Origin of the sequence: Streptomyces sp. NPDC057307 (assembly GCF_042667665.1) — a bacterium.
Classification (GTDB): Bacteria; Actinomycetota; Actinomycetes; order Streptomycetales; family Streptomycetaceae; genus Streptomyces.
On record NZ_JBHUZM010000002.1, the window covers coordinates 23,601 to 49,762 of the forward strand.

Genomic DNA, 26,162 nt, shown 5'->3' on the forward strand with positions numbered 1-26,162 from the left:
ACGGCACACCTGGGATCGGGTCGCGCAGAACGTAACGGATGATTCGCGGCAAATAGGATCGACACCCCGGTGACCTGTGCCTTTCACTCACCGATGGCATTTGAGATTCCGGAAAGTGGCTGAAATCCTGGCCGATATGAACTCCCGACCCGCCCCCGCCCACCGCCCCACCTGGCTGCCGCCCGTGTCGGGGCTGCTCGTCGCCGCCGCCCTCACCGTCGCCGGTCTCGCACCGGACGGCGCCTGGCCGCGCCTGGGCACCGCGGCGGCGGGCGCCGCGCTGGCGCTGCTCGCGGGGGCGCTGGTGGTCGCCGTACGCACTCGCGAGGGCATCAGGGGTGCGTGGGGAGGGATCCGGCGGAGGTGGGCCGTCGTGGTCCTCAGCTGTGCGGCGATCCTGCTCTGCTCGCTCGGCGCGTCACCGGAGCTGCGCCGGATGTACGTCGCCGCGGGCGTACTGGGCGGCGGCGCCATGTGGGTCGCGCTACGGAGGGAACGCCCGCGCCCGACGGCCTCGACGGTCTGAACGGGCTGTCGCGGACCCGCGTGGATCAGGCGCGCAGATACGCCAGGACGGCGAGTACGCGGCGGTGGCCCTCGCCGTCCACGTGGAGGTCCAGTTTCTGGAGGATGGCGCTGACGTGCTTGTTGACCGCCGCCTCCGTCACGTACAAGTGGCGCGCGATCGCCGCGTTCGCGCGCCCCTCCGCCATGAGGGAGAGCACTTCGCGCTCCCGGGGGGTGAGCCGCCGGAGCGGATCCTGCCGCCGGTGCAGGAGTTGGCGTACGACCTCCGGGTCGACCACCGTCTCGCCGGCGGCGACGCGGGTGACCGCGTCGACGAATTCCGTGACCGCGCTGACCCGGTCCTTGAGGAGATAGCCGACGCCGCCGTCGCTGCCGAGGTCGAGCAGCCGGGCGGCGTAGGACTGTTCGACGTACTGGCTGAGCACCAGGACGGGCAGCGCGGGATGTTCGCGGCGCAGGGCGACCGCGGCGCGCAGGCCGTCGTCCGAGTGGTCCGGTGGCATGCGGATGTCGGTGACGACGATGTCGGGCCGGTGCGTACGGACCGCCGTGACCAGGCTGTTCGCGTCGCCGACCTCGGCGGCGAGCCGGTGGCCGAACCGGGTCAGCACGCCGACCAGGCCGTCCCGCATCAGTGGGGAGTCCTCGGCGAGCACGATGGTCAGCGACATGGGATCTCCACGTGGAGCAGGGTCGGTCCGCCCGCGGGGCTGGAGATCCGGAGTCGGCCGTCGGCCGCCGCTATCCGGTCGGCGAGGCCGACCAGCCCGGTCCCGGCCGCCGGATCGGCGCCGCCCACACCGTTGTCGGTGATGCTGAGCGTCAGTACGTCGGCGTGCAGCCGGGCGTGCACCTCCGCGCGGGTGGCCGCGCTGTGCTTGGTCGCGTTGGCGAGGGATTCGGCGACGACGAAGTACGCGGCCGTCTCCACGGCGGCGGGCGGGCGGTGCGGCAGCCGGATGTCGACGGTGACCGGCAGGGCGGAGCGGGCGGTGAGATTGCCGACGGCCTCGGGCAGTCCGTGGTCGGTCAGCGCCTTGGGGTGCACGCCCCGGCTCAGCTCGCGCAACTCGTCGACGGCCAGGGCGACCTGCTCCTGCGCGGCGTCGAGCTGCCGGGCGAGGGACGAGCCCGGCTCCGTGTCCAGCCGGGCCATGCCGAGCCGGACGTTGAGCGAGACGAGCCGCTGCTGGGCGCCGTCGTGCAGGTCCCGCTCGATCCGGCGGCGCTCCGCGTCGAAGGAGCCGACCAGCCGGGCCCGCGAGGCCCGGACCTCGGTCAGCCGACGGCCGAGTTCACCGTCGCGGGGCGCGAGGATCGCCCGGGTCATGGCGGCCCGCGCCGCGGCCCAGACGGTGATGGTGTACGGCGCGACGGGCACCAGGAGCACCGCGACGACCACCAGCGGCCAGGCGCCCGGATCGTCGAGGGGTGAGGTGGCGAGCAGCACCGGGACGGCGAGCGAGAGTCCCAGTACCAGCACGTCCATCCACCACATCGCGGCCAACGACGCGGCGGTGAAGCCCAGTTCACGCCAGGTGGCGGGCTCCCGCAGCCGCGTGGCCAGCCAGCCGCGCAGTCCGGGTCCGGCCGGCGGGCGGTGCGGGTCCGGGAGCGGGTCGGGGTCCATCAGCCGCACCCGCCGGCGCTCGACCCGGCTGACGACGATGCCGGACAGGCTCACCCCGAGCAGGAGGACGGCTCCGACGCCCACGACGAGCGAGACGACACCGGCGAGGGTCATCGCCAGCAGGACCACCAGGACGAGCGCGCCGAAGAGACCGCCGGTGAGGAGGTAGAGGAACGACCGCCAGGGCCAGGCCGAGGTGAGGAACTTCCACGGGCTCCGGGAGACGGCCCGCCAGGCTGTTGTGTGCTGCACACACCGACCGTAGCCGGGGGCCGCGGTCCGGACAGTAGGACCAGCACTACCTTCGTACTCCCACGCACGCCAATGTGCCGGACCCCCGGCCGGCGGTGGGATGAGCGGCATGTGGATCAGAACGAAGAAGAAGGCCCTGATACCGGCGCTCGGCCTCGCCGTCGCGGCGCTGGCGGGCCTCTCGCCCGCCGCCGTCGCCGAACCGCCCGCCGCCTTCGCCGAACCGGTGTCCGCGTCCCTCACGCCCGCCGCGATAGACCGCTTCCTGAACGACTATCTGGACGAGACCGGCCTGCCGGGTGCCGTGGTGGCCGTGACCCGGGGCGACGACGTCGTCCACACCGCCGGATACGGGCACACCGCCGGCGGGCTGACGATGACCGGGCGGACCCCGGTGCCCGTGGCCTCGCTCTCCAAGTCCATGACCGCGCTCGCCGTCATGCAGCTCGTCGAGGCGGGGAAGGTCGACCTCGACCGGCCGGTCCGCGTCTACCTGCCGGAATTCACCATGGCCGACGGGCGCGCGGAGCGGATCACCGTCCGGCAGTTGCTCAACCAGACGTCCGGCATGGCCGATTCGGCGTTTCCCGATCTGACGCTGCCGCAGGCGCACACGCTGAAGGGAGCGGTCGCGCGGATGCGCGGCGCGCGTCTCGCCGCCGAGCCGGGGACCCGGTGGAGCTACCACAACCCGAACTACTTCGTCGCGGCCCGGCTGGTGGAGGTCGTCACAGGGGAGCCGTTCGCCGACCGCCTCCGCACGCACGTGTTCGCACCCCTGCGGATGGCGGACTCGCGCTCCGTCGATTCCACGACCGACATGCCCGAGGACGCGCGGGGGTACGTACGGGCCTACGGCCGTGTGATCGAGCGCGCGCATCCGCGCTGGTTCACGGCGGGCGGGCACGGGGTCGTCACCACCGCCGACGATCTCGCGCGCTGGCTGATCGCGCAGAACAACGGCGGTGTCGGCGCGGACGGGCGACGCGTCGCCTCGGCCCGGAGCGTGGCCACCACGCACACGCCGCCGAAGGGCGAGGAGTACGCGATGGGCTGGTCGCTCGGCGAGGCGGAGGGAGGAGACGGGCCGCGGGAGATCCGGCACACCGGTGAGCTGCTGACCCAGAACGCCATCCAGATCCTGCTGCCGGAGCGGAGGATCGGCATCGCCGTCGTCAGCGACACCGGCATGATCTCCGGCGACGACAGCGCGGGGATCGCGGACGGCCTGCGTGAGCTGGCCGAGGGGCGCCCGCCGGAGATCGAGAAACCGTTCACCATGACCGCCGACCATGTCCTGGCCGCGCTCACCCTGCTCGCCCTGGGGCTGGGCACGCTCGGCACCGTACGGGCGGCGGGCTGGGCGCGGCGTGCGGCCGGGCGCCCGCTGTGGCGTGCGGTTCCCCGGGCTCTGCCGTACGCGGGGCTGGTCGCCCTCTTCCCGTTGCTCCCGGAGCTGGTGGGGTTGCTGATGCGGCGCGAGGGCACGCTCGACCAGGTGCTGTACGTGTGGCCCGCGCTGTACGTGTGTGTCGCGGCGGCGGCCCTGGCCTCGGCCGTGGTGCTCGCGGTACGGGGTGCGCACCTGACCCGTGGGCTGGTCCGGCGGCGCCGGGCAGCCGCCTCGTAACGCTCAGGCGACCGAGCCGATACGGCGCGCGGGGGCCCGGTTCCCGTCGTGGTGGATCGGGGTGTGCGCGCCGGTCAGGGAGACGCCGGTGCCGCCGCGCCGGTTCGCGACGATCTCCGCCGCGATCGACAGGGCGGTCTCCTCCGGCGTACGCGCGCCCAGGTCCAGGCCGATGGGGCTGCGGAGCCTCGCCAGTTCCAGTTCGGTGACGCCGACGCCGCGCAGCCGCTCGTTGCGGTCCAGGTGCGTGCGCCGTGAGCCCATGGCGCCGACGTAGGCGACGGGCAGTTTGAGGGCGAGTTCCAGCAGGGGGACGTCGAACTTGGCGTCGTGGGTCAGGACGCAGAGCACCGTACGCCCGTCGGTCTCCGCCGACCCCAGGTAGCGGTGCGGCCAGTCCACGACGATCTCGTCGGCGTCCGGGAAGCGGACGCGGGTGGCGAACACGGGGCGGGCGTCACATACCGTGACGTGGTAACCGAGGAACTTCCCCACCCTGACCAGGGCGGACGCGAAGTCGATCGCGCCGAAGACGATCATGCGCGGGGCGGGCACGCTCGACTCGACGAACAGCGTCAGCGGCTGCCCGCAGCGCGAGCCGTCCTCGCCGATCGTGACGGTGCCGGTACGGCCCGCGTCCAGCAGGGCGCGGGCCTCGCCCGCCGCCGTGTCGTCCAGCGCCGGGTGGCCGCCCAGCGTCCCCTCGTACGCTCCCCCGGGGCGTACGAGGAGGGCCCGGCCCCGCAGCTCCGCCGGACCGTCGGTGAGCCGGGCGACGGCCGCCGCCTCCCCTCCGGCGGCGGCGGACAGCGCGGCGCGGAACACTTCCCGGCCGGGAGAGTCCGCGCGTACCGGGGTGACGAGGATGTCGATGACTCCGCCGCAGGTCAGGCCCACGGCGAAGGCGTCCTCGTCGCTGTAGCCGAAGGTCTTCAGGACGGTCCGGCCGTCGTCCAGGGACTCCCGGCACAGGTCGTAGACCGCGCCCTCCACACATCCGCCGGAGACCGAGCCGATCGCCGTGCCCTCGCTGTCCACGGCGAGGGCGGCGCCCGGCTGCCGGGGCGCGCTGCCGCCGACGGCCACGACGGTGGCCACGGCGAAGTCACGTCCCTGCTCGACCCACCGGTTCAGTTCTTCGGCGATGTCCAGCATGTCGGCCTCCTCTGGTCTCTCAGTATCGGATGTGCGGAGGGTCGCGGCGCGTCGGCGCCGGCGGGCCCGGGCGGGGCCTGGCGGGCCTGGCGGGGCCTGGCGGGGTCAGCTCACGCCGAGCCAGCCCTCGATCGGGTGGAGCGCGAAGAAGACGAGGAAGATCACGGTCAGTCCCCACATGAACGCGCCGATCTCCCTGGCCTTCCCCTGGGCGATCCTGATGGCGACGTAGGAGATGACGCCTGCGGCGACCCCGGCGGTGATCTGGTAGGTGAACGGCATGATCACGACGGTCAGGAAGACCGGTACGGCGACGGCCCGGTCGTTCCAGTCCACATGCCTGGCGTTCTGCATCATCATCGCGCCGATGACCACCAGGGCGGCCGCCGCGACCTCGCCGGGGACGATCTGGGTGATCGGGCTGAAGAACAGGCACGCGGCGAAGAAGAGGCCGGTGACGACGGAGGCGAAGCCCGTACGGGCCCCCTCGCCGACTCCGGTCGCGGACTCCACGAACACGGTCTGGCCGGAGCCGCCCGCGACACCGCCGACGACCCCGCCCGCGCCGTCGATGAACAGCGCCTTCGACAGACCGGGCATCCGGCCCTTGTCGTCGGCGAGCTTGGCCTCCGTACCGACGCCGATGATGGTGGCCATCGCGTCGAAGAAGCCGGCCAGCACGAGCGTGAAGACGATCATGCCGACGGTCATCGCGCCGACCTCGCCCCAGCCGCCGAACTCGACGTCCCCGAAGAGCGAGAAGTCCGGCATGGAGACGGCGCTGCCGGTCAGTTCGGGCGGTCCGCTCGCCCACGCCTTGGCGCCGACGACGCCGGTGGCGTTCAGTACGGCGGCGACGACCGTGCCGACGACGATGCCGATCAGGATCGCGCCGGGCACGTCGCGGGCCTGGAGCATGAAGATCAGCAGGAGGGTGGCGGCGAAGATCAGGACGGGCCAGCCGGCCAGTTCACCGGCCGGGCCCAGGGTGACGGGTCCGCCGCCCTGGGAGGCGTGCACGAAGCCCGCCTTGACGAGTCCGATCAGCGCGATGAAGGTGCCGATGCCCATGGTGATCGCGTGCTTGAGCGCGAGCGGGATGGCGTTCATGATCATCTCGCGCAGGCCGGTGACGACCAGCAGCATGATCACGACGCCGTACATCACACACATGCCCATGGCCTGCGGCCACGTCATGTTGGGCGCGACCTGCGTGGAGATCACGCCGGAGACGGAGAGCCCGGCGGCGAGGGCCAGCGGCACCTTGCCGACGAAGCCCATCAGCAGCGTGGTGACGGCCGCGGCGACGACGGTGGCGGTGATCAGCGCGGGCTGGCTGAGCGCATTGCCCGCGACGTCCTTGCCGCCCAGGATGAGCGGGTTGAGCAGCAGGATGTACGCCATGGCCATGAAGGTCGTGACGCCGCCGCGCACTTCACGCGCGACGGTGGATCCCCGCTGGGATATGTGGAAATACCGGTCGAGCCAGGACCTTCCGGCCGGGGGACGCGAGCCTGAGCCGGCGTCCTCGGCGGTTGTCCTGGGCTCCACGGACTGCTGGGTCATGGTGCCTACTCCCAAGGTTCACAGGGGCACCCGCGTGGTGATTTCAGATGCGGGATTTGGGATGGTGCGTGGGCTGCACGACCCGGGGGACGGCCCGAGGCGAACTGGGTTTTCCTGACTGACGTGGTGGTGCCTCGCCGCCGCGAGCGGTGCGGCGGTGACGGGCTCCGGGCGGTGGGGAACAGCGCCGCCCGGAGCGGGCCGGTCATGTGCCGGTGAGGTGCTCCGGCCGTACCGGTGTCCTGTTCAGTTCCAGACCCGTCGCGTTCCGGATCGCCGCGAGCACGGCGGGAGTCGACGACAGGGTCGGGGCCTCGCCGATGCCACGCAGCCCGTACGGCGCGTGCTCGTCGGCCAGTTCGAGCACATCGACGGGGATCGTCGGCGTGTCGAGGATGGTGGGGATCAGATAGTCCGTGAAGGACGGGTTGCGCACCTTCGCGGTCTTCGGGTCGACGATGATCTCCTCCATGACCGCCACGCCCAGGCCCTGGGTGGTGCCACCCTGGATCTGGCCGAGGACGGAGAGCGGGTTGAGCGCCTTGCCGACGTCCTGGGCGACGGCCAGCTCGATCACCTTGACCAGGCCCAGCTCCGTGTCGACCTCGACCACCGCGCGGTGCGCGGCGAACGAGTACTGGACATGGCCGTTGCCCTGCCCCGTACGCAGGTCGAACGCCTCGGTGGGGCGGTGGCGCCACTCACGTTCGAGGTCGACCGACTCGCCCTCCAGGACGTCCACCAGAGCGGCCAGGACCTCGCCGCCGTCGGTGACGACCTTGCCGTTCTCCAGCAGCAGCTCGGCCGTGGCCCAGGCGGGATGGTACGTACCGAACTTGGCGCGGCCGATCTCCAGGACCCGCTCGCGGACGTGCTCGCAGGTGTTCTTGACCGCGCCGCCCGTGACATACGTCTGACGGGACGCGGACGTCGAACCGGCGGACCCCACACGGGTGTCGGCGGGCTGGATCGTCACCTGCGCGACGCCCAGTTCGGTGCGGGCGATCTGCGCGTGGACGGTGACGCCGCCCTGGCCGACCTCCGCCATCGCGGTGTGCACGGTGGCGACCGGCTCGCCGTTGATGACCTCCATCCGCACACGGGCGGTGGAGTAGTCGTCGAAGCCCTCGGAGAAGCCGACGTTCTTGATGCCGACCGCGTAGCCCACGCCCCGTACGACACCTTCGCCGTGCGTGGTGTTGGAGAGCCCGCCGGGCAGCGCCCGTACGTCGGCGGCCTCGCCCGCCGTGAGCCACTGCTGCTCCGGCGGCAGCGGGCGCGCCTTGACGCGGCGCAGCAACTCGGCGACGGGGGCGGGCGAGTCGACGCGCTGGCCGGTCGGCAGGAGGGTGCCCTGCTCCATGGCGTTGAGGCGGCGGAACTCCACCGGGTCCATGTCGAGTGCGGCGGCGAGCTTGTCCATCTGCGCCTCGTAGGCGAAGCACGCCTGTACGGCTCCGAAGCCGCGCATCGCGCCGCACGGCGGGTTGTTGGTGTAGAGCGCCAGGGCCTCGATGTCGACGTCCTCGACGACGTAGGGGCCGACGGAGAGCGACGAGGCGTTGCCGACGACGGCAGGGGACGCGGAGGCGTACGCGCCGCCGTCCAGCACGATCCGGCACTTCAGATGGGTGAGCTTGCCGTCCTTGGTGGCCCCGTGCTCGTACCAGAGCTTCGCGGGGTGGCGGTGGACGTGCCCGAAGAAGGACTCGAAGCGGTTGTAGACGATCTTGACGGGCTTGCCGGTGCGGAGCGCGAGGAGGCAGGCGTGGATCTGCATCGACAGGTCCTCACGGCCGCCGAAGGCGCCGCCGACGCCGGAGAGCGTCATACGGACCTTGTCCTCGGGCAGGCCGAGGACGGGCGCGATCTGGCGGAGGTCCGAGTGCAGCCACTGCGTGGCGACGTACAGGTCGACGCCGCCGTCCTCGCCCGGCACGGCGAGGCCGGACTCCGGGCCGAGGAACGCCTGGTCCTGCATGCCGAAGACGTAGTCGCCGGAGACGATCACGTCGGCGCGCTCCGCGGCCGCCGCGGCGTCGCCGCGCACGATGGGCTGGCGGTGCACGATGTTCGGGTGCGACACATGGCCGGCGTGGTGGTCGTCGCGGTTCTCGTGGATCAGCGGCGCGCCCTCGGCCGTGGCGGACGCCTCGTCCGTGACGACCGGCAGGTCGACGTAGTCGATACGGATCTTGGCGGCGGCGCGGCGCGCGGTCTCGGGGTGATCGGCGGCGACGATCGCGACGGGCTCGCCGTGGTGGCGGACCTTGCCGTGGGCGAGGACGGGAGTGTCCTGGAACTCCAGGCCGTACCGCTTCACCTCGGTCGGCAGGTCGTCGTAGGTGAGGACGGCGTAGACGCCGGGGGTGGCCAGCGCCTCGGCCGTGTCGATGGAGCGGATCTCGGCGTGCGCGACGGTGCTGCGCAGGGTGTGGCCCCAGAGCATGTCCTCGTGCCACATGTCCGAGGAGTACGCGAACTCGCCGGTGACCTTGAGGGTGCCGTCGGGGCGGAGTGTGGACTCGCCGATGCCGCCCTTGGTGGTGGAGCCCTGGGTGATGTTCGTGGGTGTACCGGTGGTTGCCATGGTCAGACCGCCTCGGACTGCCGGGCGGCCGCGAGGCGGACCGCGTCGAGGATCTTCTCGTAGCCGGTGCAGCGGCAGAGGTTGCCGGAGAGCGCCTCGCGGATGTCCGCGTCGGACGGCGAGGGGTTGCGCTCCAGCATCTCGTCGGCGGTGACCAGGAGTCCGGGGGTGCAGAAGCCGCACTGGACGGCGCCCGCGTCGATGAACGCCTCCTGGATGGCGGAGAGTTCGCCGCCCTCGCCGGTCTGGGAGTCGGTGCCCTGCGCACCCTTGGCCTGCCACTGCCGGGCCTGCTGGACGCTCGTACCGCAGCCGTCGGCGGGGGCGCAGCCGGCGCCGGGGTGGGCGTCGGCGCGGTGCTTGGAGTAGTCGGCCAGACCCTCGACGGTGACCACGTCGCGGCCCTCGACCTGGCCGGCCGCGACGAGACACGCGCAGACGGGCACACCGTCGAGGCGGACCGTGCAGGAGCCGCATTCACCCTGCTCGCAGGCGTTCTTCGAGCCGGGCAGGCCCATGCGCTCACGCAGGACGTAGAGCAGGGACTCGCCCTCCCAGACGTCGTCGGCCTCCTGCGGACGGCCGTTGACCGTGAAGTTCACGCGCATCGTTATGCAGCTCCTTCAAGCGTGTTGCGGTTGCCCCGGTACTGCTCCCAGGTCCAGCCGAGCGTGCGGCGGGCCATGATGCCCACCGCGTGGCGGCGGTACTTGGCGGTGCCGCGCACGTCGTCGATCGGGTTGCAGGCGCCGGCCGCGAGGTCGGCGAACTGCTTGGCGATCGAGGGGGTGATGACCTTGCCGTTGTCCCAGAAGCCGCCCTCCTCCAGCGCCGCGTCGAGGAAGTCCTCGGCGGCGCGGGCCCGCAGCGGGGTGGGCGCGGCGGAGCCGATGCCGGTCTTCACGGTGCGGGAGTCGGGGTGCAGGGCGATGCCGAACGCGCAGACCGCGATGACCATCGCGTTGCGCGTGCCGACCTTGGAGAACTGCTGCGGCCCGGACGCCTTCTTGATGAGGACGGACTTGATCAGCTCGTCCGGGGCCAGCGCGTTGCGCTTCACGCCCGTGTAGAACTCCTCGACGGGGATGCGGCGGACGCCGCGTACCGATTCGACCTCCACCTCGGCGCCGGCGGACAGCAGCGCGGGGTGCGCGTCCCCGGCGGGCGAGGCCGCGCCGAGGTTGCCGCCGACGGAGCCGCGATTGCGGATCTGGGGCGAGCCGACGGTGTGCGAGGCGAGCGCCAGTCCGGGCAGCTCGGTCCGCAGGTGTTCCATGATCTCGGTGTACGGGACGGAGGCGCCCAGCCGGACGTGCTCCTCGCCGACCGCCCATTCGCGCAGTTCGCCGATGCGGTTCAGGTCCATGAGGTACTCGGGCCGCCGGTGGTCGAAGTTGATCTCGACCATGACATCGGTGCCACCCGCGATGGGGACGGCGGTGGGGTGCTCGGCCTTGGCGGCGAGCGCCTCCTCCCAGCCTGCGGGGCGAAGGAAGTCCATGAGTGGCTCTCTTCATTCGTGATCGGTCGTTCACTGGAGCCCGGGGACGGCCGGAGTCTCGGCTTCTTTTTCTCATGCGGTTGTTCACTAGCTGTTAACGCTGCGTGGCCCAAGTACACCGGGCCGTGCTCCGTCCGGTGCAGTCACCGAAACCATGAAGGAGTTGGCTGGGCGGCTTCCGGGTCTTGTAGATTCGAACAAATGGCGCCGCGGCGGACGCTCGCGGAACGCCGCACACCCACCTTGCCCACCCGGACGACGAGCCGGGACACGAGCCGGGACACGAGCCCGAACGACGACACAGATCGGCGGCGACGAGATGCGGCTGCGCGCACTGCTGGAGACCGACGCGCTGGGCCTGCGGCTGCTCGGCGGCCAGGACGAGCTGGACCGGACCGTACGCGGCGTGATGACCACCGACCTGCGGGACCCGAGCCGCTATCTGTCGGGCGGTGAGCTGGTCCTGACCGGTCTGGCGTGGCGGCGTACCCCCGAGGACTCCGAGCCTTTCGTACGGCTCATCGCGGGCGCCGGCGTCGCGGGGCTCGCGGCCGGTGAGGCGGAGCTGGGCGCGATCCCGGACGACCTGGTCAGGGCGTGCGCGCGGCACCGGCTGCCGCTCTTCGCGGTGAACGAGACCGTCGCGTTCGCGTCGATCACCGAGTACGTGGTGCGGCAGGTGTCCGGCGAGCGGGCCGGGGATCTGGCCGCCGTCGTCGACCGGCACCGCAGGCTGATGACGTCGGGCCCGACCGGCGGCGGTCCTGAGGTCGTACTGGACCTGCTCGGTACGGACCTCGACATGCGGGCCTGGGTCCTCTCGCCCACCGGGCGGCGGGTCGCCGGCGCGGGTGAGCCACTGTCCGCCGCGGCCGGCGCGGCGCTGGCCGCGGAGCATCTGACGGCGACGCGCGGCGGGCGGCGGGCGCCGCACCGGGTGGCTCTGGGCGGGACGACGTACTCGCTGTTCCCGGTACGCGGTCCGGGCCGTGCCGCGCCGCCCGGCGGGCCGGCCCGGGACGTACGGGAGAGCGTCCTGTCCGACTGGCTGCTGGCCGTCGAGGCGGACGCCGGTGAGTGGGGCGCGCCCCGGCTGGATCTCCTCCAGGGCGTCACCCAGTTGATCGCGGTCGAACGGGACCGGCGGGACGCGGCGCGTACGGTACGGCGCCGGCTCGCCCAGGAGATCCTGGAACTCGTCCAGACGGGCGCCCCGCCCGCCGAGATCGCGGCGCGGCTGCGGGTCGCGGCGCCGGTGCTGCTGCCCGGCCAGGGGGCGGCCCCGCACTGGCAGATCGTGGTGGCGCGGGTCGACTGGGAGGGCGAGGGCGGCGCGGTCGAGGCGGGGGCGGTCGCGCAGTCGCTGCTTGAGGAGATCCTGGTCGATCCGGCGGCGGCGGGCATGGAGTCCGGCGACCGGATCGCGGTGGCGCACACGGGCGGCGAGGCGATCGCGCTGGTACCGATGCCGGCGCCGGTGCCTCCCGCGGCTGACGCGGAGGGCGAGGACGCGGGCGAGGGCGGGACGGATCCGAAGGCGGCGGAGAAGGCGGCGGAGAAGGCGGCGGACGCGGGTCTCCAGGCGGACGTGCTGCTGGCGGCCGTACGCGAACCGCTGGCCGCCGGACTCGCCGACGACGGCCGGCTGACCCTGGGCGTCAGCGCCGCCGTGCGGTCGGCGGACGGTCTGCGGGGCGCGCTGGAGGAGGCGCGCCACGCCCGCCGGGTGGCCGCGGCCCGCCCCGGCCGGGTGTGCGCGGCCGGGCACCACGAGCTGGCCTCGCACGTACTGCTGCTGCCGTTCGTCCCGGACGACGTACGACGCGCGTTCACCGCGCGGCTGCTCGACCCGCTGCGGGACTACGACCGCCGGCACCGCGCCGAGCTGGTCCCGACGCTGGAGTCCTTCCTCGACTGCGACGGCTCCTGGACCCGCTGCGCGGCCCGACTGCATCTGCATGTGAACACGCTGCGGTACCGGGTGGGCCGTATCGAACAGCTGACGGGCCGCGACCTGTCCCGCCTGGAGGACAAGCTGGACTTCTTCCTGGCGCTCCGGATGAGCTGAGGGCGCGGGCGGCGTCGGGCCGTCACCCCGTGCCAGGTTGACCGCCGTCACCCGTGGCGGTCACCACGAGATCCAACTGTTCGACGTGGACCGGCCCGTGGCCGCCGTCGCCGGGAACTCCCCACCGTCCGCCGGAGGATGACTCCCGCTGGTCAGGCCGGGTGACGGTGGTCCCGACCGGCCTCTCGGAGGGGGCTTTGGGAGGCCCTGACGGAGCATCGAACGGCCCGTTGTCGACCCCTTGTTGACCAAGGCATTGTGAATTTTTTCACCTGAGCTATTGGCCCGGCGTGCCGATCCGTGCTGAGATGCGGGAGAACTCAACAGCACAATGGCGCGCTCGGGGAGGGCAATGTGGCGGATACCGCCATGTCTGGTTCCGGATCCACTGCCGGGGACGACCCACTCCAGACCGCGGTATGGCGGTTGCGCTCGCGCGGCTGTTGGACCGACGCTGCCGCCCTGCTCGCACCCCATCCGGGAGCCGCGCCCTCCCTCCAGCGAGCGTCACTGCTGGTGGAGCGCTGTCTGTTCACCGGGGACGGCTGGCCCGAGGCCGAGGACGCCCTCCGGGTCGCGGAGGCCACCGCCCGGGAGGACGACGAACGGGGCGGCGCCGCCAGCGAGCGCGGTCATCTCGCGTACGCGGCCACGATCCTCGGCGTACGGGACCGCGCCGACGAGGCGCGTGCCGCGCTCGGCAGGGCCGCCGCGCTGCTCACACCGACGGCGCTCGGCCGGCCGCTGCTCGACTTCCGCCGCGGCCTGATCGCCGAACACCTCTCGGACTCCCCGCAGTCGGCCCTCGCCGCCTACCGCCGCGCCCACGCGGGCGCCACCGCGCACGGACAGACCCTGCTGCTCTCCTTCACCTGGCGCCATCTGGCCGGACTCGCCCTGCGCGAGGGCGAGTTGGCGGAGGCCCGGCACGGCTTCGGGGAGTCGCTGCGGATCCGCGAGGAGCTGGGCTATCTGGTCGGCACGGCTCCGGCCCTCGCGGCCCTGGCCGACGCGGAACCGGAACCGGAGGCGACCCGGCTGCGGGCGGAGGCGGGACGGCTGTTCCGCCTGCTGGACGGCGTCCCGACCTGGCTGGCCGCACAACTCGCACCGAGCACGGCGGCCTGAGCCTTCCGGACGCACGCGGCGAGGAAGCGCGCGACACCGAAGCCGGGGACACGTGCCGCGCGCCAGGGCTGAGCGGTCAGCCCGCGCCGCCCATGAAGTGCTCCCGTGCGAGCGTGCGCACGACCGGCAGATCCCCCGCGATCAGCGCGTCCAGCAGGGCGGAGTGCTCGGCGGCGTCCGCGACGAGCGCGGCCCTGATCGCCCTCGGGGCACCGGCGAGCGGCCACTGCGCGCGGCGGTGCAGGTCGGCGGCGACCATGACCAGTTGCCGGTTGCCGGAGAGGCCGAGGAGGGCGCCGTGGAAGGCGCGGTCGTGGTCGGCGTAGGCGGCGAGGTCGCCGCCCGCCGCCGCCGTGACGGTCGCCTCGGCCAGCGGGCGCAGTTCCGCCCAGCGCTCGGCGGCGACGGTACGGGCCAGTCCGAGCATCACCGGGACCTCGATCAGCGCGCGTACCTCGGCCAGCTCCGCCAGGTCGCGGGCGGTGCGCTCGGTGACCCGGAAGCCGCGGTTGGGCACGACCTCGACGGCGCCTTCCAGGACGAGCTGCTGCATCGCCTCGCGCACGGGGGTGGCGGACACGCCGAAGCGCTCGCCGAGTACGGGGCCGGAGTAGACCTCGCCGGGCACCAGCTCGCCGCTGACGAGGGCGGTACGGAGCGCGTCGAGGATCTGGCGGCGCACAGAGTGACGACGCACCGTACGGCGTACGCCCGGCTCGGAGGGGGTGGCGGACGCAGCGGGCGCGGGGCGAGCCGCGTCGTGGGTGTGCTCCCCGCGTGCCTGCTCGGGTACCCGTGGGGTGCCGCCGACCTGCGTCCGAACGGGTGAGGGCGCCTGATCCCGGGTGCCGGAGGGCGCCGAGGCGTCGTCGTGCGCTCTGCCCTGCTCCACCGCGCCTCCTCCTCCGATTGCCGCGTTCGGCCAGCTCATCCCGGCTCGGCTCGCGCGAACCGAGCCCCCGGAGCACCATAGGCGGACAGGGTGACAGTTCAAACATCTATCGTGTCGGGTAAGGTAAGCCTCACCTTCAAACGATCGCGATTCGGTGGTCCCCACGAATGTCTGCGCACGCTCTGCTGCCCGGCCGGTTCACCTCACCGGTCGCCGATGCCTACCGGCGACTGACCGAGGTGTTCCCCTCGCTGGGCATCGACGAGCTGACGGGCAGTGAGCGGCCGGCCACGGGCGACGGCTGGGTCGGCGCCACCGACCTCGCGGCGGGCGGCCCCGCCGTCGACACCTATCTCGCCTGGGACGACGCGCAGGTGGTCCGCGACTACGGACAGCGGGCCCGCCCGGACGTGGTCGCGACCTTCGGACTGCACCGCTACGCCTGGCCCGCCTGCCTGTTGATCACCGTGCCGTGGTTCGTGAGCCGCCGGGTGCCGCGGGTGCCCGTCGAACACGTCTCCTTCCAGCGGGCGCGGGGCCGGATGGCCGTGCGCGTCGACGAGTTCGCCTGTCTGCCCGACGACCCGGCCGCCGCGCTGCCCGGCGCCAGGGTCGTCCCGGACGAGGAGGCCCTGCGCGCGGAGGTGCGGTCGGCGGTGGCCGAGCATCTCGGCCCGGTGCTGGCCGGCTTCGGGCCGCGTATGCGGCGCCGCAACCACGCCCTGTGGGGCATGGCGACGGACGAGATCGTCGAGGGCCTCTGGTACGTCGCGCATCTGCTGGGCGAGGAGCGGCGCGCGATGGCCGAGCTCGAACTGCTGCTGCCGGGCACCACGAAGCCGTACGTCGGTACGGCGGGCTTCCGCGAACTGCGCGGCCCCGGCGGCGAATCGCTGCCCACCAGGGACCGGGCGAGCTGCTGCCTCTTCTACACGCTGCGGCCCGAGGACACGTGCGTGACCTGCCCGCGTACGTGCGACTCCGACCGGGTCCGCCGGCTGACCGCAAACAGCAACTGACGCTCCCGCGGGGTTCGTCGAACCATGCCACCCGTCCAGGTGGCATCGGGGTGGTCAGAAATCGAACGCAACTCGCCCTCTCCATGCGTCCGTTCGAGCAGATCGCCCCTATTCGCGTGTCCTTGCGCCTCGTTGGCGTTCTCTTGTCCCGAAACCCTCTGAGCACGGTCGCGGTTCGGCCAATATGGCGCCCGAAACGCCCCACTGCGATGCAAGGGACACCGCATGCGACTGACCGACATAACGCTCAACTGGCTGCTTCCGGGCGGCGTGATGCTCGTCGGGGTCCTGGCGGCGGTGGCAATGATCGCGCGCGGCAAGCGCGCCGGCGTCAAGACCGCGGCCGAGGACTCCTGGGAACGCAGCGAGGAACGCCGCAGACGGAAGGAAGCGGTCTACGGGACCGCCTCCTACGTGCTGCTGTTCTGCTGCGCCGCGGTGGCCGCCGCGCTCTCCTTCCACGGGCTCGTCGGCTTCGGCCGGCAAAACCTCAACCTCACGGGCGGCTGGGAGTATCTCGTCCCGTTCGGCCTCGACGGGGCGGCGATGTTCTGCTCCGTACTGGCCGTGCGCGAGGCCAGCCACGGCGACGCGGCTCTCGGCTCGCGGCTGCTGGTGTGGACGTTCGCCGGGGCCGCCGCCTGGTTCAACTGGGTGCACGCGCCGCGCGGTCTGGAACACGCGGGAGCGCCGCAGTTCTTCGCCGGCATGTCGCTCTCGGCCGCCGTGCTCTTCGACCGGGCACTGAAGCAGACCCGGCGTGCCGCGCTGCGTGAACAGGGCCTGGTGCCCCGTCCGTTGCCGCAGATCCGGATCGTCCGCTGGCTGCGGGCGCCCCGTGAGACGTTCGGCGCCTGGTCGCTGATGCTTCTCGAAGGCGTACGCACGCTGGACGAGGCGGTCGACGAGGTACGTGACGACCGCAGGCAGAAGGCGCAGAACAAGCACCAGCGGCGCGAGCAGGAGAAGCTGGGCCGGGCGAGGATCAAGGCGCTCAACCGGCAGCACCGGGCCTGGGGGCGTGGCCGTGGCCGCCAGATCGAGATGGCGGGGGCGGCGGCCGTACCGGCCGTGGGCGGCGGGAGCGGTTCGCCGCCGGCGGTGGGCCCGGCGGCGCCGGAGCCTGTCATACCCGCGCTCCGCGAGCCGGACGAGTTGCCCGTACGATCACGGCCCTCCCTTCAGGCAGTGAAGGGTTCCGAGGGCCGCACCGTCGACCTGACCGCCGAGGACGACACACAGGCGCTGCCGCGGCTCGACTCCCTGGAGCGCAAACTCAAGGACCTTGAGCAGCAGTTCGGCTGAGTACCGAGATGTACACGCGACCGGCGTGACGGGAGACCGTCGCGCCGGTTCGCCGTCCCAAGGACGCAGGTCAACGGCGCAGGTCAACGGCGTGGATCGGGGGCGTGGTTGGGGGCGTGGGTCAAGGGCGCGGGTATCGCTCAGGCGGCCGTCCCGGCGTTCAGCTCGAACCAGACCATCTTGCCCAGCCCCTGCGCCCGTACGCCCCAGGCGTCGGCCAGTCCCTGCACCAGCACCAGCCCCCGTCCGTGCGTCCCGTCGTCCTCGGTCGGCTCGTTCGGCGTCGGCGGCGCTTCGACGAAGTCCCGTACTTCCACCCGTAGTTGGGAGTCGGCGACGGTGGCCTTGACCACGGCCCCGTACTCCGTGTGCACCAGCGCGTTGGTCACCAGCTCGCTCGTGAGCAGCTCCGCCACCTCCGCCGATTCACGTGCTCGCCAGTGGCTCAGCAGCTCGCGCAGCGCGTGCCTCACCTCCGGCACCGCCGTGAGATCGGCGCTCTCCACTCTGCGGAGCAACTGCTTGCGCAGCAGCCGCGCCTGCTCCCCCGTGCCTTTCATGTCTCCTGTCCCCCCATGCCGCTATTGCTTGAACGAGCTTCCTCTCTTGAACGCTCTCCCCGAGATGCATGCCCCACACACCACCGGCCACTCATGACGATCCGGGATGGTGACAGCGAGTGCCCGGCGCACGTCATGGGAAGTGAGGGGTTGCGAGATCGGCCGGACACCTGGAGTCTGCCGTTCCGGAAGGCTGAGCCGTAGACCTGAGGAGCCTTGATGCACGACGATCGCACCCTGGTGGAGGGACGTCTGGACCGCGCCCTGCGCCAGTTCATCCGGCCCGCGCAGTACGCGGCGAGGACGCCGCTCGCCCTCTCGGTCTGGGAGGTGCCGGGCGAGCCGGTGCCCGTGGGGCAGGCTCTGCAGGGCACGTACGCGCCGTTCGAGACCGGTACGCCCTGGGGTCCGCCCTGGTCCACGAGCTGGTTCCGGCTGGAGGGCACCGTCCCCCACGAGTACGCCGGGCGGCGCGTGGAGGTCGTGATCGACCCGGGCTTCACCGGCGAGGGGCCCGGCTTCCAGGCCGAGGGGATGGTGTACGACGCGGCCGGTGTGCCCATCAAGGGGGTGCACCCGCGTAACCGGCACGTCCCTGTCGGCGCGCCCGCCACCGGCGGCGAGGCGGTCCATCTGCTCCTGGAGGCGGCGGCCAACCCGTCGATGCCGGGCGACTTCACGCCGTCGGCTCTCGGGGACGTGACGACCGCCGGTGACAGCCCGCTGTACACGTTCGCCGCCGCCGACATCGCGGTGCTGGACGAGAACGTGTGGCATCTGGTGCTCGACATCGAGGTGCTGTCCGAGCTGATGGCGGAGCTGCCCGTCGACCGGTCGCGGCGGCACGAGATCCTGCGCGCCCTGGAGAACATGCTGGACGCGCTGGACCTGCACGACGTGGCGGGTACGGCGGTGGCGGCCCGCGCCGAGCTGGCGGAGGTCCTGGCGAGTCCGGCCGCGCCCAGCGCGCACCGTGTCTCGGCGGCCGGGCACGCGCACATCGACTCGGCGTGGCTGTGGCCGCTGCGCGAGACCGTACGGAAGGCGTCGCGGACGTTCGCCAACGTCACCGCGCTCGCCGAGGAGTATCCGGAGCTGGTCTTCGCCTGTTCGCAGGCCCAGCAGTACGCATGGGTCAAGGAGCACCAGCCGCACATCTGGGAGCGCATCAAGAAGGCCGTGGCGGACGGCAATTGGGCGCCGGTGGGCTCGATGTGGGTGGAGTCGGACGCCAACATGCCGGGCGGCGAGGCGCTGGCCCGGCAGCTCGTGCACGGAATGCGCTTCTTCCGGGAGGAGTTGGGGGTCGAGACGGAGGAGATCTGGCTGCCGGACTCCTTCGGCTACACGGCCGCGTTCCCCCAACTGGCCAAGCTGGCGGGGGTGAAGTGGTTCCTCACGCAGAAGCTGTCGTGGAACCAGTCCAACAAGATGCCGCACCACACCTTCTGGTGGGAGGGCATCGACGGCACCAGGGTCTTCACACACTTCCCGCCGGTCGACACCTACAACGCGCAGTTCCACGCGTCCGAACTGGCCCACGCCGAGCGGAACTTCGCCGACAAGGGCCGGGCGTCGCGCTCGCTGGTCCCGTTCGGCTGGGGCGACGGCGGTGGTGGTCCCACCCGCGAGATGCTGGAGAAGGCGCGCCGGCTGAAGTCCCTGGAGGGCTCGCCGCGCGTGGAGATCGAGAAGCCCGCCGCGTTCTTCGCCGCCGCCCAGGAGGAGTACGGGGAGAAGGCCCCGGTCTGGTCGGGCGAGCTGTATCTGGAGCTGCACCGGGCGACGTACACGACGCAGGCGAAGACCAAGCAGGGCAACCGGCGCAGTGAACACCTCCTGCGGGAGGCCGAGTTGTGGGCGACGGTCGCCGCGCTGCGGACGCCGTCGTACGCGTATCCGTACGAGGAGCTGGACCGGCTGTGGAAGACGGTGCTGCTGCACCAGTTCCACGACATCCTGCCGGGCTCGTCCATCGCGTGGGTGCACCGGGAGGCGCGGGACACCTACGCGGCGGTACGGGAGGAGCTGACGGCGATCACGGCGGCGGCCGTCGCGGCGCTCGGCGGCGGTACGAGTGGCGGCACGGGTGACAGCGGGGCGAGTGACAGCGGTGCGGGTGACAGCGGTGCGGGTGGCGGTGCGGCGGTGCTCAACGCCTCGCCGTACGAACGGACCGAGATCGTCGAGGCCGACACGGCCGACATCCCCGAGGGCAGCGCGGTGCAGGCGCTGAACAGCCACGGCCGCTCGGCCGTCGCCGTACGCGTGCCCGCGCTGGGCGTGACGACGCTGGCCGCCGCCGAGCCGGCGGACGGGACCACGGGCGTCACGACGCGCGCCGAGGGCTCGGACGTGGTCACCCTCGACAACGGGCTGCTGCGGGTCACCGTCGACCGCGACGGCCTGCTCAGCTCCGTACGCGATCTGACGGCGGACCGAGAGGTGCTGGCGCCGGGCAGCCGGGGCAATCTGCTCCAGCTGCACCCGGACCACCCCAACCACTGGGACGCGTGGGACATCGACCGGCACTACCGGAACCGGCACACCGACCTCACGAAGGCGGAGTCGGTGCAGTTGGTCGAGCAGGGTCCGCTGCGGGCGACGGTCCGGGTGGTCCGTACGTTCGGCTCGTCGTGGATCGTGCAGGAGATCCGGCTCGCGGCCGGCAGCCGGCGTGTGGACGTCGTCACGGAGGTCGACTGGCAGGAGTCGGAGAAGGTCCTGAAGGCGGCGTTCCCGCTGGACGTGCACGCCGAACGGTCCACCGCCGAGATCCAGTTCGGCCATGTGCACCGCGCCACGCACACCAACACCAGTTGGGACGCGGCCCGGTTCGAGATCTGCGCGCACCGCTGGCTGCGGGTCGCCGAGCCCGGGTACGGCGTGGCGGTGGTCAACGACTCGACGTACGGCCACGACGTGACGCGCAGCGCGCACGGCGAGGGGCTGGGGACGACGGTACGGCTGACGCTGCTGCGGGCCCCGCACAGCCCGGACCCGGAGACGGACCTGGGCACGCACAGGTTCAGCTACGCGCTGGCGCCCGGCGCCGAGGTGACCGACGCGGTCCGTGAGGGCCTGGCGCTCAATCTGCCGCTGCGGGTCGCCGCCGCTCCCCCGTCGGCGCCGCTGGTCGCCGTCGACCATCCGGCGATCACGGTGGAGTCGGTGAAGCTGGCCGAGGACCGTAGCGGCGATGTGGTGGTACGGCTCTACGAGTCGGCCGGCAACCGCGCGTCGGGCCTGCTGCGGACCGGCTTCCCCGTCGTATCGGCCCAGGTCACCGATCTGTTGGAGCGTCCGCTGCACGAGGCGGGGACGGGGGCGGACGGTCTGCGGGTCGCGCTGCGGCCGTTCCAGATCCTGACGCTGCGGTTCACGCCGGCGTAGGACCGGCGGGCGGGGGGTCAGGGTCGCGGCACGTTACGCAGGTTGGAGCGTGCCATCTGGACCATGCGGCCCACCCCACCGTCCAGCACGATCTTCCCGGCGGAGAGCGCGAAGCCCTGGACCATGTCGGCGCTGATCTTCGGCGGCATGGACAGGGCGTTCGGGTCGGTGACCACGTCGACCAGCGCGGGACCCTGGTGCTTGAAGGCGTCCTTGAGCGCTCCCGCGAGCTGTTTGGGCTTCTCGACCCGGACGCCGAACGCCCCGGCGGCGCGGGCGATGGCGGCGAAGTCGGGGTTGTGGTTCGTCGTGCCGTACGCCGGCAGACCGGCCACCATCATCTCCAACTCGACCATGCCGAGGGAGGAGTTGTTGAACAGGACGATCTTCACCGGCAGTTCGTACTGGACGAGGGTGAGGAAGTCGCCCATCAGCATGCTGAATCCGCCGTCGCCCGACATGGAGACGACCTGGCGCCCGCGGTCGACGAACTGCGCGCCGATCGCCTGCGGCATGGCGTTGGCCATCGAGCCGTGGCTGAACGAACCGATCACACGGCGGCGGCCGTTGGGGGACAGATAGCGGGCGGCCCAGACGTTGCACATGCCGGTGTCGACGGTGAAGACCGCGTCGTCGTCGGCCACTTCGTCCAGCACGGACGCGACGTACTCGGGGTGGATCGGGACGTGCTTGTCGACCTTGCGGGTGTACGCCTTGACGACGCCTTCGAGCGCGTCGGCGTGCTTCTTGAGCATCTTGTCCAGGAAGCGGCGGTCGTTCTTCATCCGTACGCGCGGCGTCAGACAGCGCAGCGTCTCGCGTACGTCGCCCCAGACCGCGAGGTCCAACTGCGAGCGGCGGCCGAGCCGTTCGGGCCGGACGTCGACCTGGACGATCTTGACGTCGGTGCCGTCGGGGAGGAAGGCGTTGTACGGGAAGTCGGTGCCGAGCAGGATGAGCAGATCGCACTCGTGGGTGGCCTCGTACGCGGCGCCGTAACCGAGCAGTCCGCTCATGCCGACGTCGAACTTGTTGTCGTACTGGATCCACTCCTTGCCGCGCAGGGCGTGGCCGATCGGGGACTTGATCCGCTCGGCGAACTCCATGACCTCGGCGTGCGCCCCGGCCGTGCCGCTGCCGCAGAAGAGCGTGACCCGGTCCGCCTCGTCGATCATCGAGACCAGCTTGTCGATCTCCAGGTCGCCGGGCCGCACCGTCGGCCTGGAGGTCACCAGGGCGTGCTCGATCGCCCTGGTGGGAGCCGGCTGGGAGGCGATGTCACCGGGCAGCGTCACCACGCTGACGCCGCCCCGGCCGACCGCGTGCTGGATGGCCGTCTGGACGAGCCGGGGCATCTGCTGCGGGCTGGAGATCATCTCGTTGTAGTGGCTGCACTCCTCGAACAGCCGCTCCGGGTGCGTCTCCTGGAAGTAGCCGAGGCCGATCTCGGCCGTCGGGATGTGCGAGGCGAGCGCGAGGACCGGGGCCATGGAGCGGTGCGCGTCGTACAGACCGTTGATCAGATGCAGATTGCCGGGGCCGCAGGACCCGGCGCAGGCGGCGAGCTTGCCGGTGACCTGCGCCTCGGCGCCCGCCGCGAAGGCCGCCGCCTCCTCGTGCCTGACCTGGACCCAGTCGATGGCCGCGTTGCGCCGGATGGCGTCCACGACGGGGTTGAGGCTGTCGCCGACGACCCCGTACAGCCGCTGGACACCCGCGCGGGCGAGGATGTCGACGAACTGCTCCGCCACGTTCTGCTTGGCCATGGAAGCGCGCCCTTCTGCTGTCCGGGGATCCGTGCGGGCCACCCTCGGCCCGGGGTCCCGTCCGGTACCCGCTGTCCATCAACCCATGCCCCGCGCTGTTACGCCTCCCAGACCCCGACGGCCGTCCGGTCGTCGGCGTACCCCTTCGCCCGCAGTCCGACGTCCGCCAGATACGTGGCGAGCCCCGGCGGCTCGCCGGAGGCCCAGCGCGCGGCCAGTTCGTCGCCCAGGGCCGGTACGCCGCGGAGCGGCTCGGCCAGCCCGACGCTGGTCAGCAGGAGCGTGTCCCCCGGCCGGGCGACCGAGGCGCGGAAGCGGAACGGCTCGGGCGGAGGCGGTACGGGATCCTCCACGACCGGCCCCGGCGGTTTGGTGATCTCCAGATCCATCGTGAGGCGGTCGCCCTCGGCGGTCTGTTCGGCGGCGGCCTCGGCGAGAGCCCCGGCGGGCGGGGAGCCGAAGCCGAGGACCGGTTCGCCCCGGATGTCGGAGGGCTCGGGGACCAGCGGCTCCAGGTCCTGCCAGGCGCCGTCCCTCAGCCGGAACAGGCCCCCGCCGCCGACGCCGAAGAAGACGCGGGTCCGGCAGTCGGGGTCGGCGGAGAGCAGCAGACAGCGCAGGCTCGCGGTGTAGTCCTCCGGGTCGCGGCCCAACTCGGCCGCGCGGGCGCGCAGCTTGCCGTACGTACGGTCGGTGAGCCGGTGCAGACCGGACTTCAGGTCGCCCCGGCGGCCGGCTCTTATGTCCTCGGCCAGCCTGCTGTGGCTGCGGCCGACGGCGCCGCCGATCCAGCGGCAGGCGTCGGCGGCGGACAGGTGGGCGCCCTCGGTGGCGCGGGCGCCGGTGGCCACGGCCACCAGGACGAGGGCGCCCGGTCCCGCACCGAAGCGGGCGGTGAGCAGGGCGTCCCTGCGGGGCTCGCCCCGGTAGCGCGCCGAGTCGCCGCGCATGGAGGCGGCGCGGAGGGTGTACGTGCCGTACTGGGCGCCGTCGAGGGCGGTGTCGGCGACGAGCTGGTCGAGTCCGTCGGCGTCGGCGGCGGGCAGGGCGGTGGGCTCCGCGTCGTAGGTGGGCGGGCTGTCACCGACGTGACCGAGACGGACGGCGGCAGCGGGCGCGGGTGTGGGGCTGGTCGGAGGCGGGGCCGGGGGCGTCGGCTTGTGGTCGGTGGTGCGCGGGTCCCGGGGCGCCGGATCGGCGACGGCGTCCGGCAGCGCCGCGGCGTCGGTGGGGTCGAACGCGGCGGGCGGCGGCTCCCACGGCGCCCGTGGCCGGGGTGTGAGGGGGGTGTCGGCCATCGTGGGCGGCGGAGGGGGCGGGGGCGATACGAACGCGGGCCCGGGTGCGGGTGAGGGCTCCGGCGCCGGGCCCGGCGCCTGGATCACCGGGTGCGCGCCGCGCGCCTCCCACCAGGCCAGCGGTCGCGAGAGGGGCCCACCGTCGGCGGCCCCCACGTCCTCGTCGTCCTCACCCGCGTCGTCTTCGTCGTCCACGTCGATCACGTGCCCGTACTGCCTCGGCGACGGCACGTCGTTCCCGCCGAGAGTGTCCGCCGCCGAGTCGAAACGGTCGTCGATCGTGTCGTCCGGCGTCTCGGCCGGACCGGTGTCGGGTGCGGACTCGTCGTACAGCCGGCCCCACCAGTCGTCGGTGGTGGCGGGCCGGTCCCCCTGCTGGCTCATGCTCCTATTGTCGACCGCACGGGGCGTCAGAAAACGGGACAGCCCGAAAAATAAGAGGCATGGCGGGATGACGTCACCGCCGCGTGGCCAGAGTCCGCCGGGCGGCCCCACCCCCCACGGGAAGGACGCCCGGCGGACGTTCGGCTGGCCGGAGCGCACCAGGTGCGCCGACCAAGATTCCGGGCCGGAGACCGGCCGTACGACGACCGTACGCCGATTCGAATCGTAGCGACTCGTCGGGGTTCGACGGGAACGTCCGGGTAGTCAGCTTATCCGGCATAAGGAGCCGGGCTCACACCAATGACACCGAGGCATATCCCTGCGGCCTGTTGATCCGGCAATGTCGCCACATTGGCAGAGTGACGCGTGGTACGGGGATGATGTGGGCGGCGGGTTTACGCCGTGGCCGGTATCCGCCACGGTTCGCCGGTTTTGATACGTGTGTCCGGGGAGGGGTGCAGGGGTGCTGGGAGCAATAGGTCTCGACGAGAGACAGGAGTCCGCGTATCGCGCGCTGGTGGCGCTCGGCGCCGCCGAGGCCGCCGATCTCGCGCATCGGCTCGCGATACCCGAGCAGGACACCGAACGCGCGCTGCGCCGGCTGGAGCAACAGGGCCTGGCCGCGCAGTCGTCGGCCAGGACCGGGCGCTGGGTGGCCGCGCCGCCGGCGGTGGCGCTGGGCGCGCTGCTCACCCAGCAGCGCCACGAGCTGGAGCGGGCGGAGCTGGCCGCCGTACTGCTGGCCGAGGAGTACCGCGCCGAGTCGGCGGGTCCCGCCGTGCACGATCTGGTCGAGGTGGTGACGGGTGCGAGCGCGGTGGCGCACCGTTTCCACCAACTTCAGCTCGGGGCGACGGAGGAGATCCGCGCGCTGGTGACCGGCAGGCCGGTGGTGGTGACGGGGACGGACAACGAGTCCGAGGAGCGGGTGGTGACGCGGGGCGTCCGCTACCGCGTGGTGATCGAACGCGAGGTGCTGTCGCTGCCCGACGGGATCAACGAGGTGTCGGCGGCCCTGGGCCGTGACGAGCAGGTACGGGTCGTGGACCGGGTGCCGACGAAGCTGATGATCGCCGACCGGGCGCTGGCGATGGTGCCGCTGACGGCGGGCGACGCGGAGCCGGCGGCCCTGGTGGTGCACGCGAGTGGGCTGTTGGAGTCGCTGTCGGGGCTCTTCGAGGCGGTCTGGCGCGACGCGCTGCCCCTGCGGCTGTTCCCGGGCGTGGACGGCCGGGACGACGAGGCGGCGGTGCTGGAGGACGCGGTCGACGGGCCGGGCGAGACCGATCTGGAGGTGCTCTCGCTGCTGCTCGCGGGGATGACGGACGCGAGTGTCGCCAAACAGCTGGATCTGGGACTGCGGACGGTGCAGCGCCGGGTGAAGGGCCTGATGGAACTGGCGGGCGTGACGACGCGGCTCCAACTGGGCTGGCACGCGTACGAGAAGGGCTGGGTGGCCCGCGACCTGCGGGAGTAAGGGACCGGATTCCCATCCCC

19 protein-coding genes are annotated in these 26,162 nt (G+C 72.3%); 8 read left to right on the forward strand and 11 right to left on the reverse strand.

The window, feature by feature from the left end:
* Positions 1-115: 115 nt before the first annotated feature.
* Entirely contained in the window at positions 116-526 is a 411-nt protein-coding gene (locus tag ACFUN8_RS01075) for a hypothetical protein (RefSeq protein ID WP_383629810.1), read from the forward strand.
* 25 nt (positions 527-551) lie between these two features.
* Here the strand turns inward: ACFUN8_RS01075 and ACFUN8_RS01080 are convergent, their stop codons facing one another.
* Entirely contained in the window at positions 552-1,199 is a 648-nt protein-coding gene (locus ACFUN8_RS01080; RefSeq protein WP_383629812.1) for a response regulator, read from the reverse strand.
* Entirely contained in the window at positions 1,190-2,410 is a 1,221-nt protein-coding gene (locus ACFUN8_RS01085) for a sensor domain-containing protein (protein ID WP_383629814.1), read from the reverse strand. The genes ACFUN8_RS01080 and ACFUN8_RS01085 overlap by 10 nt, the downstream gene beginning before the upstream one ends.
* A gap of 109 nt (positions 2,411-2,519) precedes the next feature.
* On the opposite strand from ACFUN8_RS01085, the gene ACFUN8_RS01090 reads away from it, so the two are divergent.
* Positions 2,520-4,040: a serine hydrolase domain-containing protein gene (locus ACFUN8_RS01090; RefSeq protein WP_383629816.1), complete on the forward strand. Its 1,521-nt coding sequence runs from the start codon at positions 2,520-2,522 to the stop codon at positions 4,038-4,040.
* 3 nt (positions 4,041-4,043) lie between these two features.
* Here ACFUN8_RS01090 and ACFUN8_RS01095 read toward each other — a convergent pair whose 3' ends face one another.
* The 5 genes from ACFUN8_RS01095 to ACFUN8_RS01115 all read right to left on the reverse strand — a co-directional run bounded on the left by ACFUN8_RS01095 (position 4,044) and on the right by ACFUN8_RS01115 (position 10,852).
* Positions 4,044-5,195 carry an XdhC family protein gene (locus ACFUN8_RS01095; RefSeq protein WP_383629818.1) on the reverse strand — a complete coding sequence of 384 codons (1,152 nt, stop codon included), beginning with the start codon at positions 5,193-5,195 and terminating at the stop codon, positions 4,044-4,046.
* A gap of 105 nt (positions 5,196-5,300) precedes the next feature.
* Positions 5,301-6,761, reverse strand: coding sequence for an NCS2 family permease (locus ACFUN8_RS01100; RefSeq protein ID WP_383629820.1), 1,461 nt, complete (start codon positions 6,759-6,761; stop codon positions 5,301-5,303).
* Between the two features lie 205 nt (positions 6,762-6,966).
* On the reverse strand, positions 6,967-9,351 hold the full coding sequence (locus ACFUN8_RS01105) for a xanthine dehydrogenase family protein molybdopterin-binding subunit (protein ID WP_383629822.1): 2,385 nt from the start codon (positions 9,349-9,351) through the stop codon (positions 6,967-6,969).
* Between the two features lie 2 nt (positions 9,352-9,353).
* Complete coding sequence (locus ACFUN8_RS01110) at positions 9,354-9,959, reverse strand: (2Fe-2S)-binding protein (protein WP_383629824.1); 606 nt, start codon at positions 9,957-9,959, stop codon at positions 9,354-9,356.
* A gap of 2 nt (positions 9,960-9,961) precedes the next feature.
* Positions 9,962-10,852, reverse strand: a complete 891-nt coding sequence (locus ACFUN8_RS01115) for an FAD binding domain-containing protein (RefSeq protein ID WP_383629826.1) — start codon at positions 10,850-10,852, stop codon at positions 9,962-9,964.
* A gap of 319 nt (positions 10,853-11,171) precedes the next feature.
* Here ACFUN8_RS01115 and ACFUN8_RS01120 point away from each other — a divergent pair, with 319 nt between their 5' ends.
* Complete coding sequence (locus tag ACFUN8_RS01120; RefSeq protein ID WP_383629828.1) at positions 11,172-12,920, forward strand: PucR family transcriptional regulator; 1,749 nt, start codon at positions 11,172-11,174, stop codon at positions 12,918-12,920.
* A gap of 369 nt (positions 12,921-13,289) precedes the next feature.
* Entirely contained in the window at positions 13,290-14,048 is a 759-nt protein-coding gene (locus ACFUN8_RS01125) for a hypothetical protein (RefSeq protein WP_382560686.1), read from the forward strand.
* Positions 14,049-14,124: 76 nt separating this feature from the next.
* Here the strand turns inward: ACFUN8_RS01125 and ACFUN8_RS01130 are convergent, their stop codons facing one another.
* The gene (locus ACFUN8_RS01130; RefSeq protein WP_383629831.1) at positions 14,125-14,940 is read right to left on the reverse strand and encodes a GntR family transcriptional regulator; all 816 of its coding nucleotides are present in this window, start codon (positions 14,938-14,940) and stop codon (positions 14,125-14,127) included.
* 167 nt (positions 14,941-15,107) lie between these two features.
* On the opposite strand from ACFUN8_RS01130, the gene ACFUN8_RS01135 reads away from it, so the two are divergent.
* On the forward strand, positions 15,108-15,959 hold the full coding sequence (locus ACFUN8_RS01135; protein ID WP_383629833.1) for a (2Fe-2S)-binding protein: 852 nt from the start codon (positions 15,108-15,110) through the stop codon (positions 15,957-15,959).
* Between the two features lie 225 nt (positions 15,960-16,184).
* Complete coding sequence (locus ACFUN8_RS01140) at positions 16,185-17,264, forward strand: DUF2637 domain-containing protein (RefSeq protein ID WP_383629835.1); 1,080 nt, start codon at positions 16,185-16,187, stop codon at positions 17,262-17,264.
* Positions 17,265-17,404: 140 nt separating this feature from the next.
* On the opposite strand, the gene ACFUN8_RS01145 is transcribed toward ACFUN8_RS01140, so the two are convergent.
* Positions 17,405-17,824, reverse strand: coding sequence for an ATP-binding protein (locus ACFUN8_RS01145; RefSeq protein ID WP_383629837.1), 420 nt, complete (start codon positions 17,822-17,824; stop codon positions 17,405-17,407).
* A 219-nt stretch (positions 17,825-18,043) separates the two neighbouring features.
* Between ACFUN8_RS01145 and ACFUN8_RS01150 the strand changes: the two genes are divergently transcribed.
* A complete protein-coding gene (locus ACFUN8_RS01150; RefSeq protein WP_383629839.1) occupies positions 18,044-21,217 on the forward strand; it encodes an alpha-mannosidase in 3,174 nt (1,057 codons plus the stop codon).
* A 17-nt stretch (positions 21,218-21,234) separates the two neighbouring features.
* Here the strand turns inward: ACFUN8_RS01150 and ACFUN8_RS01155 are convergent, their stop codons facing one another.
* Together ACFUN8_RS01155 and ACFUN8_RS01160 are read right to left on the reverse strand one after the other, a co-directional pair.
* Positions 21,235-22,983 carry a pyruvate dehydrogenase gene (locus tag ACFUN8_RS01155; protein WP_383629841.1) on the reverse strand — a complete coding sequence of 583 codons (1,749 nt, stop codon included), beginning with the start codon at positions 22,981-22,983 and terminating at the stop codon, positions 21,235-21,237.
* A 98-nt stretch (positions 22,984-23,081) separates the two neighbouring features.
* Positions 23,082-24,665 (reverse strand): protein phosphatase 2C domain-containing protein, encoded by a 1,584-nt coding sequence (locus ACFUN8_RS01160; protein WP_383629843.1) that lies wholly within the window; start codon positions 24,663-24,665, stop codon positions 23,082-23,084.
* A gap of 463 nt (positions 24,666-25,128) precedes the next feature.
* On the opposite strand from ACFUN8_RS01160, the gene ACFUN8_RS01165 reads away from it, so the two are divergent.
* Positions 25,129-26,142, forward strand: a complete 1,014-nt coding sequence (locus tag ACFUN8_RS01165) for a helix-turn-helix domain-containing protein (RefSeq protein WP_383629845.1) — start codon at positions 25,129-25,131, stop codon at positions 26,140-26,142.
* The last annotated feature ends 20 nt before the right edge of the window (positions 26,143-26,162 follow it).

Excerpts from the sequence above, each read along its gene's own strand:
- ACFUN8_RS01080 (WP_383629812.1), bottom strand. The coding sequence starts at position 1,199 with ATGTCGCTGACCATCGTGCTCGCCGAGGACTCCCCACTGATGCGGGAC.
- ACFUN8_RS01090 (WP_383629816.1), top strand. The coding sequence starts at position 2,520 with ATGTGGATCAGAACGAAGAAGAAGGCCCTGATACCGGCGCTCGGCCTC.
- ACFUN8_RS01095 (WP_383629818.1), bottom strand. The coding sequence starts at position 5,195 with ATGCTGGACATCGCCGAAGAACTGAACCGGTGGGTCGAGCAGGGACGT.
- ACFUN8_RS01100 (WP_383629820.1), bottom strand. The coding sequence starts at position 6,761 with ATGACCCAGCAGTCCGTGGAGCCCAGGACAACCGCCGAGGACGCCGGC.
- ACFUN8_RS01105 (WP_383629822.1), bottom strand. The coding sequence starts at position 9,351 with ATGGCAACCACCGGTACACCCACGAACATCACCCAGGGCTCCACCACC.
- ACFUN8_RS01110 (WP_383629824.1), bottom strand. The coding sequence starts at position 9,959 with ATGCGCGTGAACTTCACGGTCAACGGCCGTCCGCAGGAGGCCGACGAC.
- ACFUN8_RS01115 (WP_383629826.1), bottom strand. The coding sequence starts at position 10,852 with ATGGACTTCCTTCGCCCCGCAGGCTGGGAGGAGGCGCTCGCCGCCAAG.
- ACFUN8_RS01120 (WP_383629828.1), top strand. The coding sequence starts at position 11,172 with ATGCGGCTGCGCGCACTGCTGGAGACCGACGCGCTGGGCCTGCGGCTG.
- ACFUN8_RS01125 (WP_382560686.1), top strand. The coding sequence starts at position 13,290 with ATGTCTGGTTCCGGATCCACTGCCGGGGACGACCCACTCCAGACCGCG.
- ACFUN8_RS01135 (WP_383629833.1), top strand. The coding sequence starts at position 15,108 with ATGTCTGCGCACGCTCTGCTGCCCGGCCGGTTCACCTCACCGGTCGCC.
- ACFUN8_RS01140 (WP_383629835.1), top strand. The coding sequence starts at position 16,185 with ATGCGACTGACCGACATAACGCTCAACTGGCTGCTTCCGGGCGGCGTG.
- ACFUN8_RS01145 (WP_383629837.1), bottom strand. The coding sequence starts at position 17,824 with ATGAAAGGCACGGGGGAGCAGGCGCGGCTGCTGCGCAAGCAGTTGCTC.
- ACFUN8_RS01150 (WP_383629839.1), top strand. The coding sequence starts at position 18,044 with ATGCACGACGATCGCACCCTGGTGGAGGGACGTCTGGACCGCGCCCTG.
- ACFUN8_RS01155 (WP_383629841.1), bottom strand. The coding sequence starts at position 22,983 with ATGGCCAAGCAGAACGTGGCGGAGCAGTTCGTCGACATCCTCGCCCGC.
- ACFUN8_RS01160 (WP_383629843.1), bottom strand. The coding sequence starts at position 24,665 with ATGAGCCAGCAGGGGGACCGGCCCGCCACCACCGACGACTGGTGGGGC.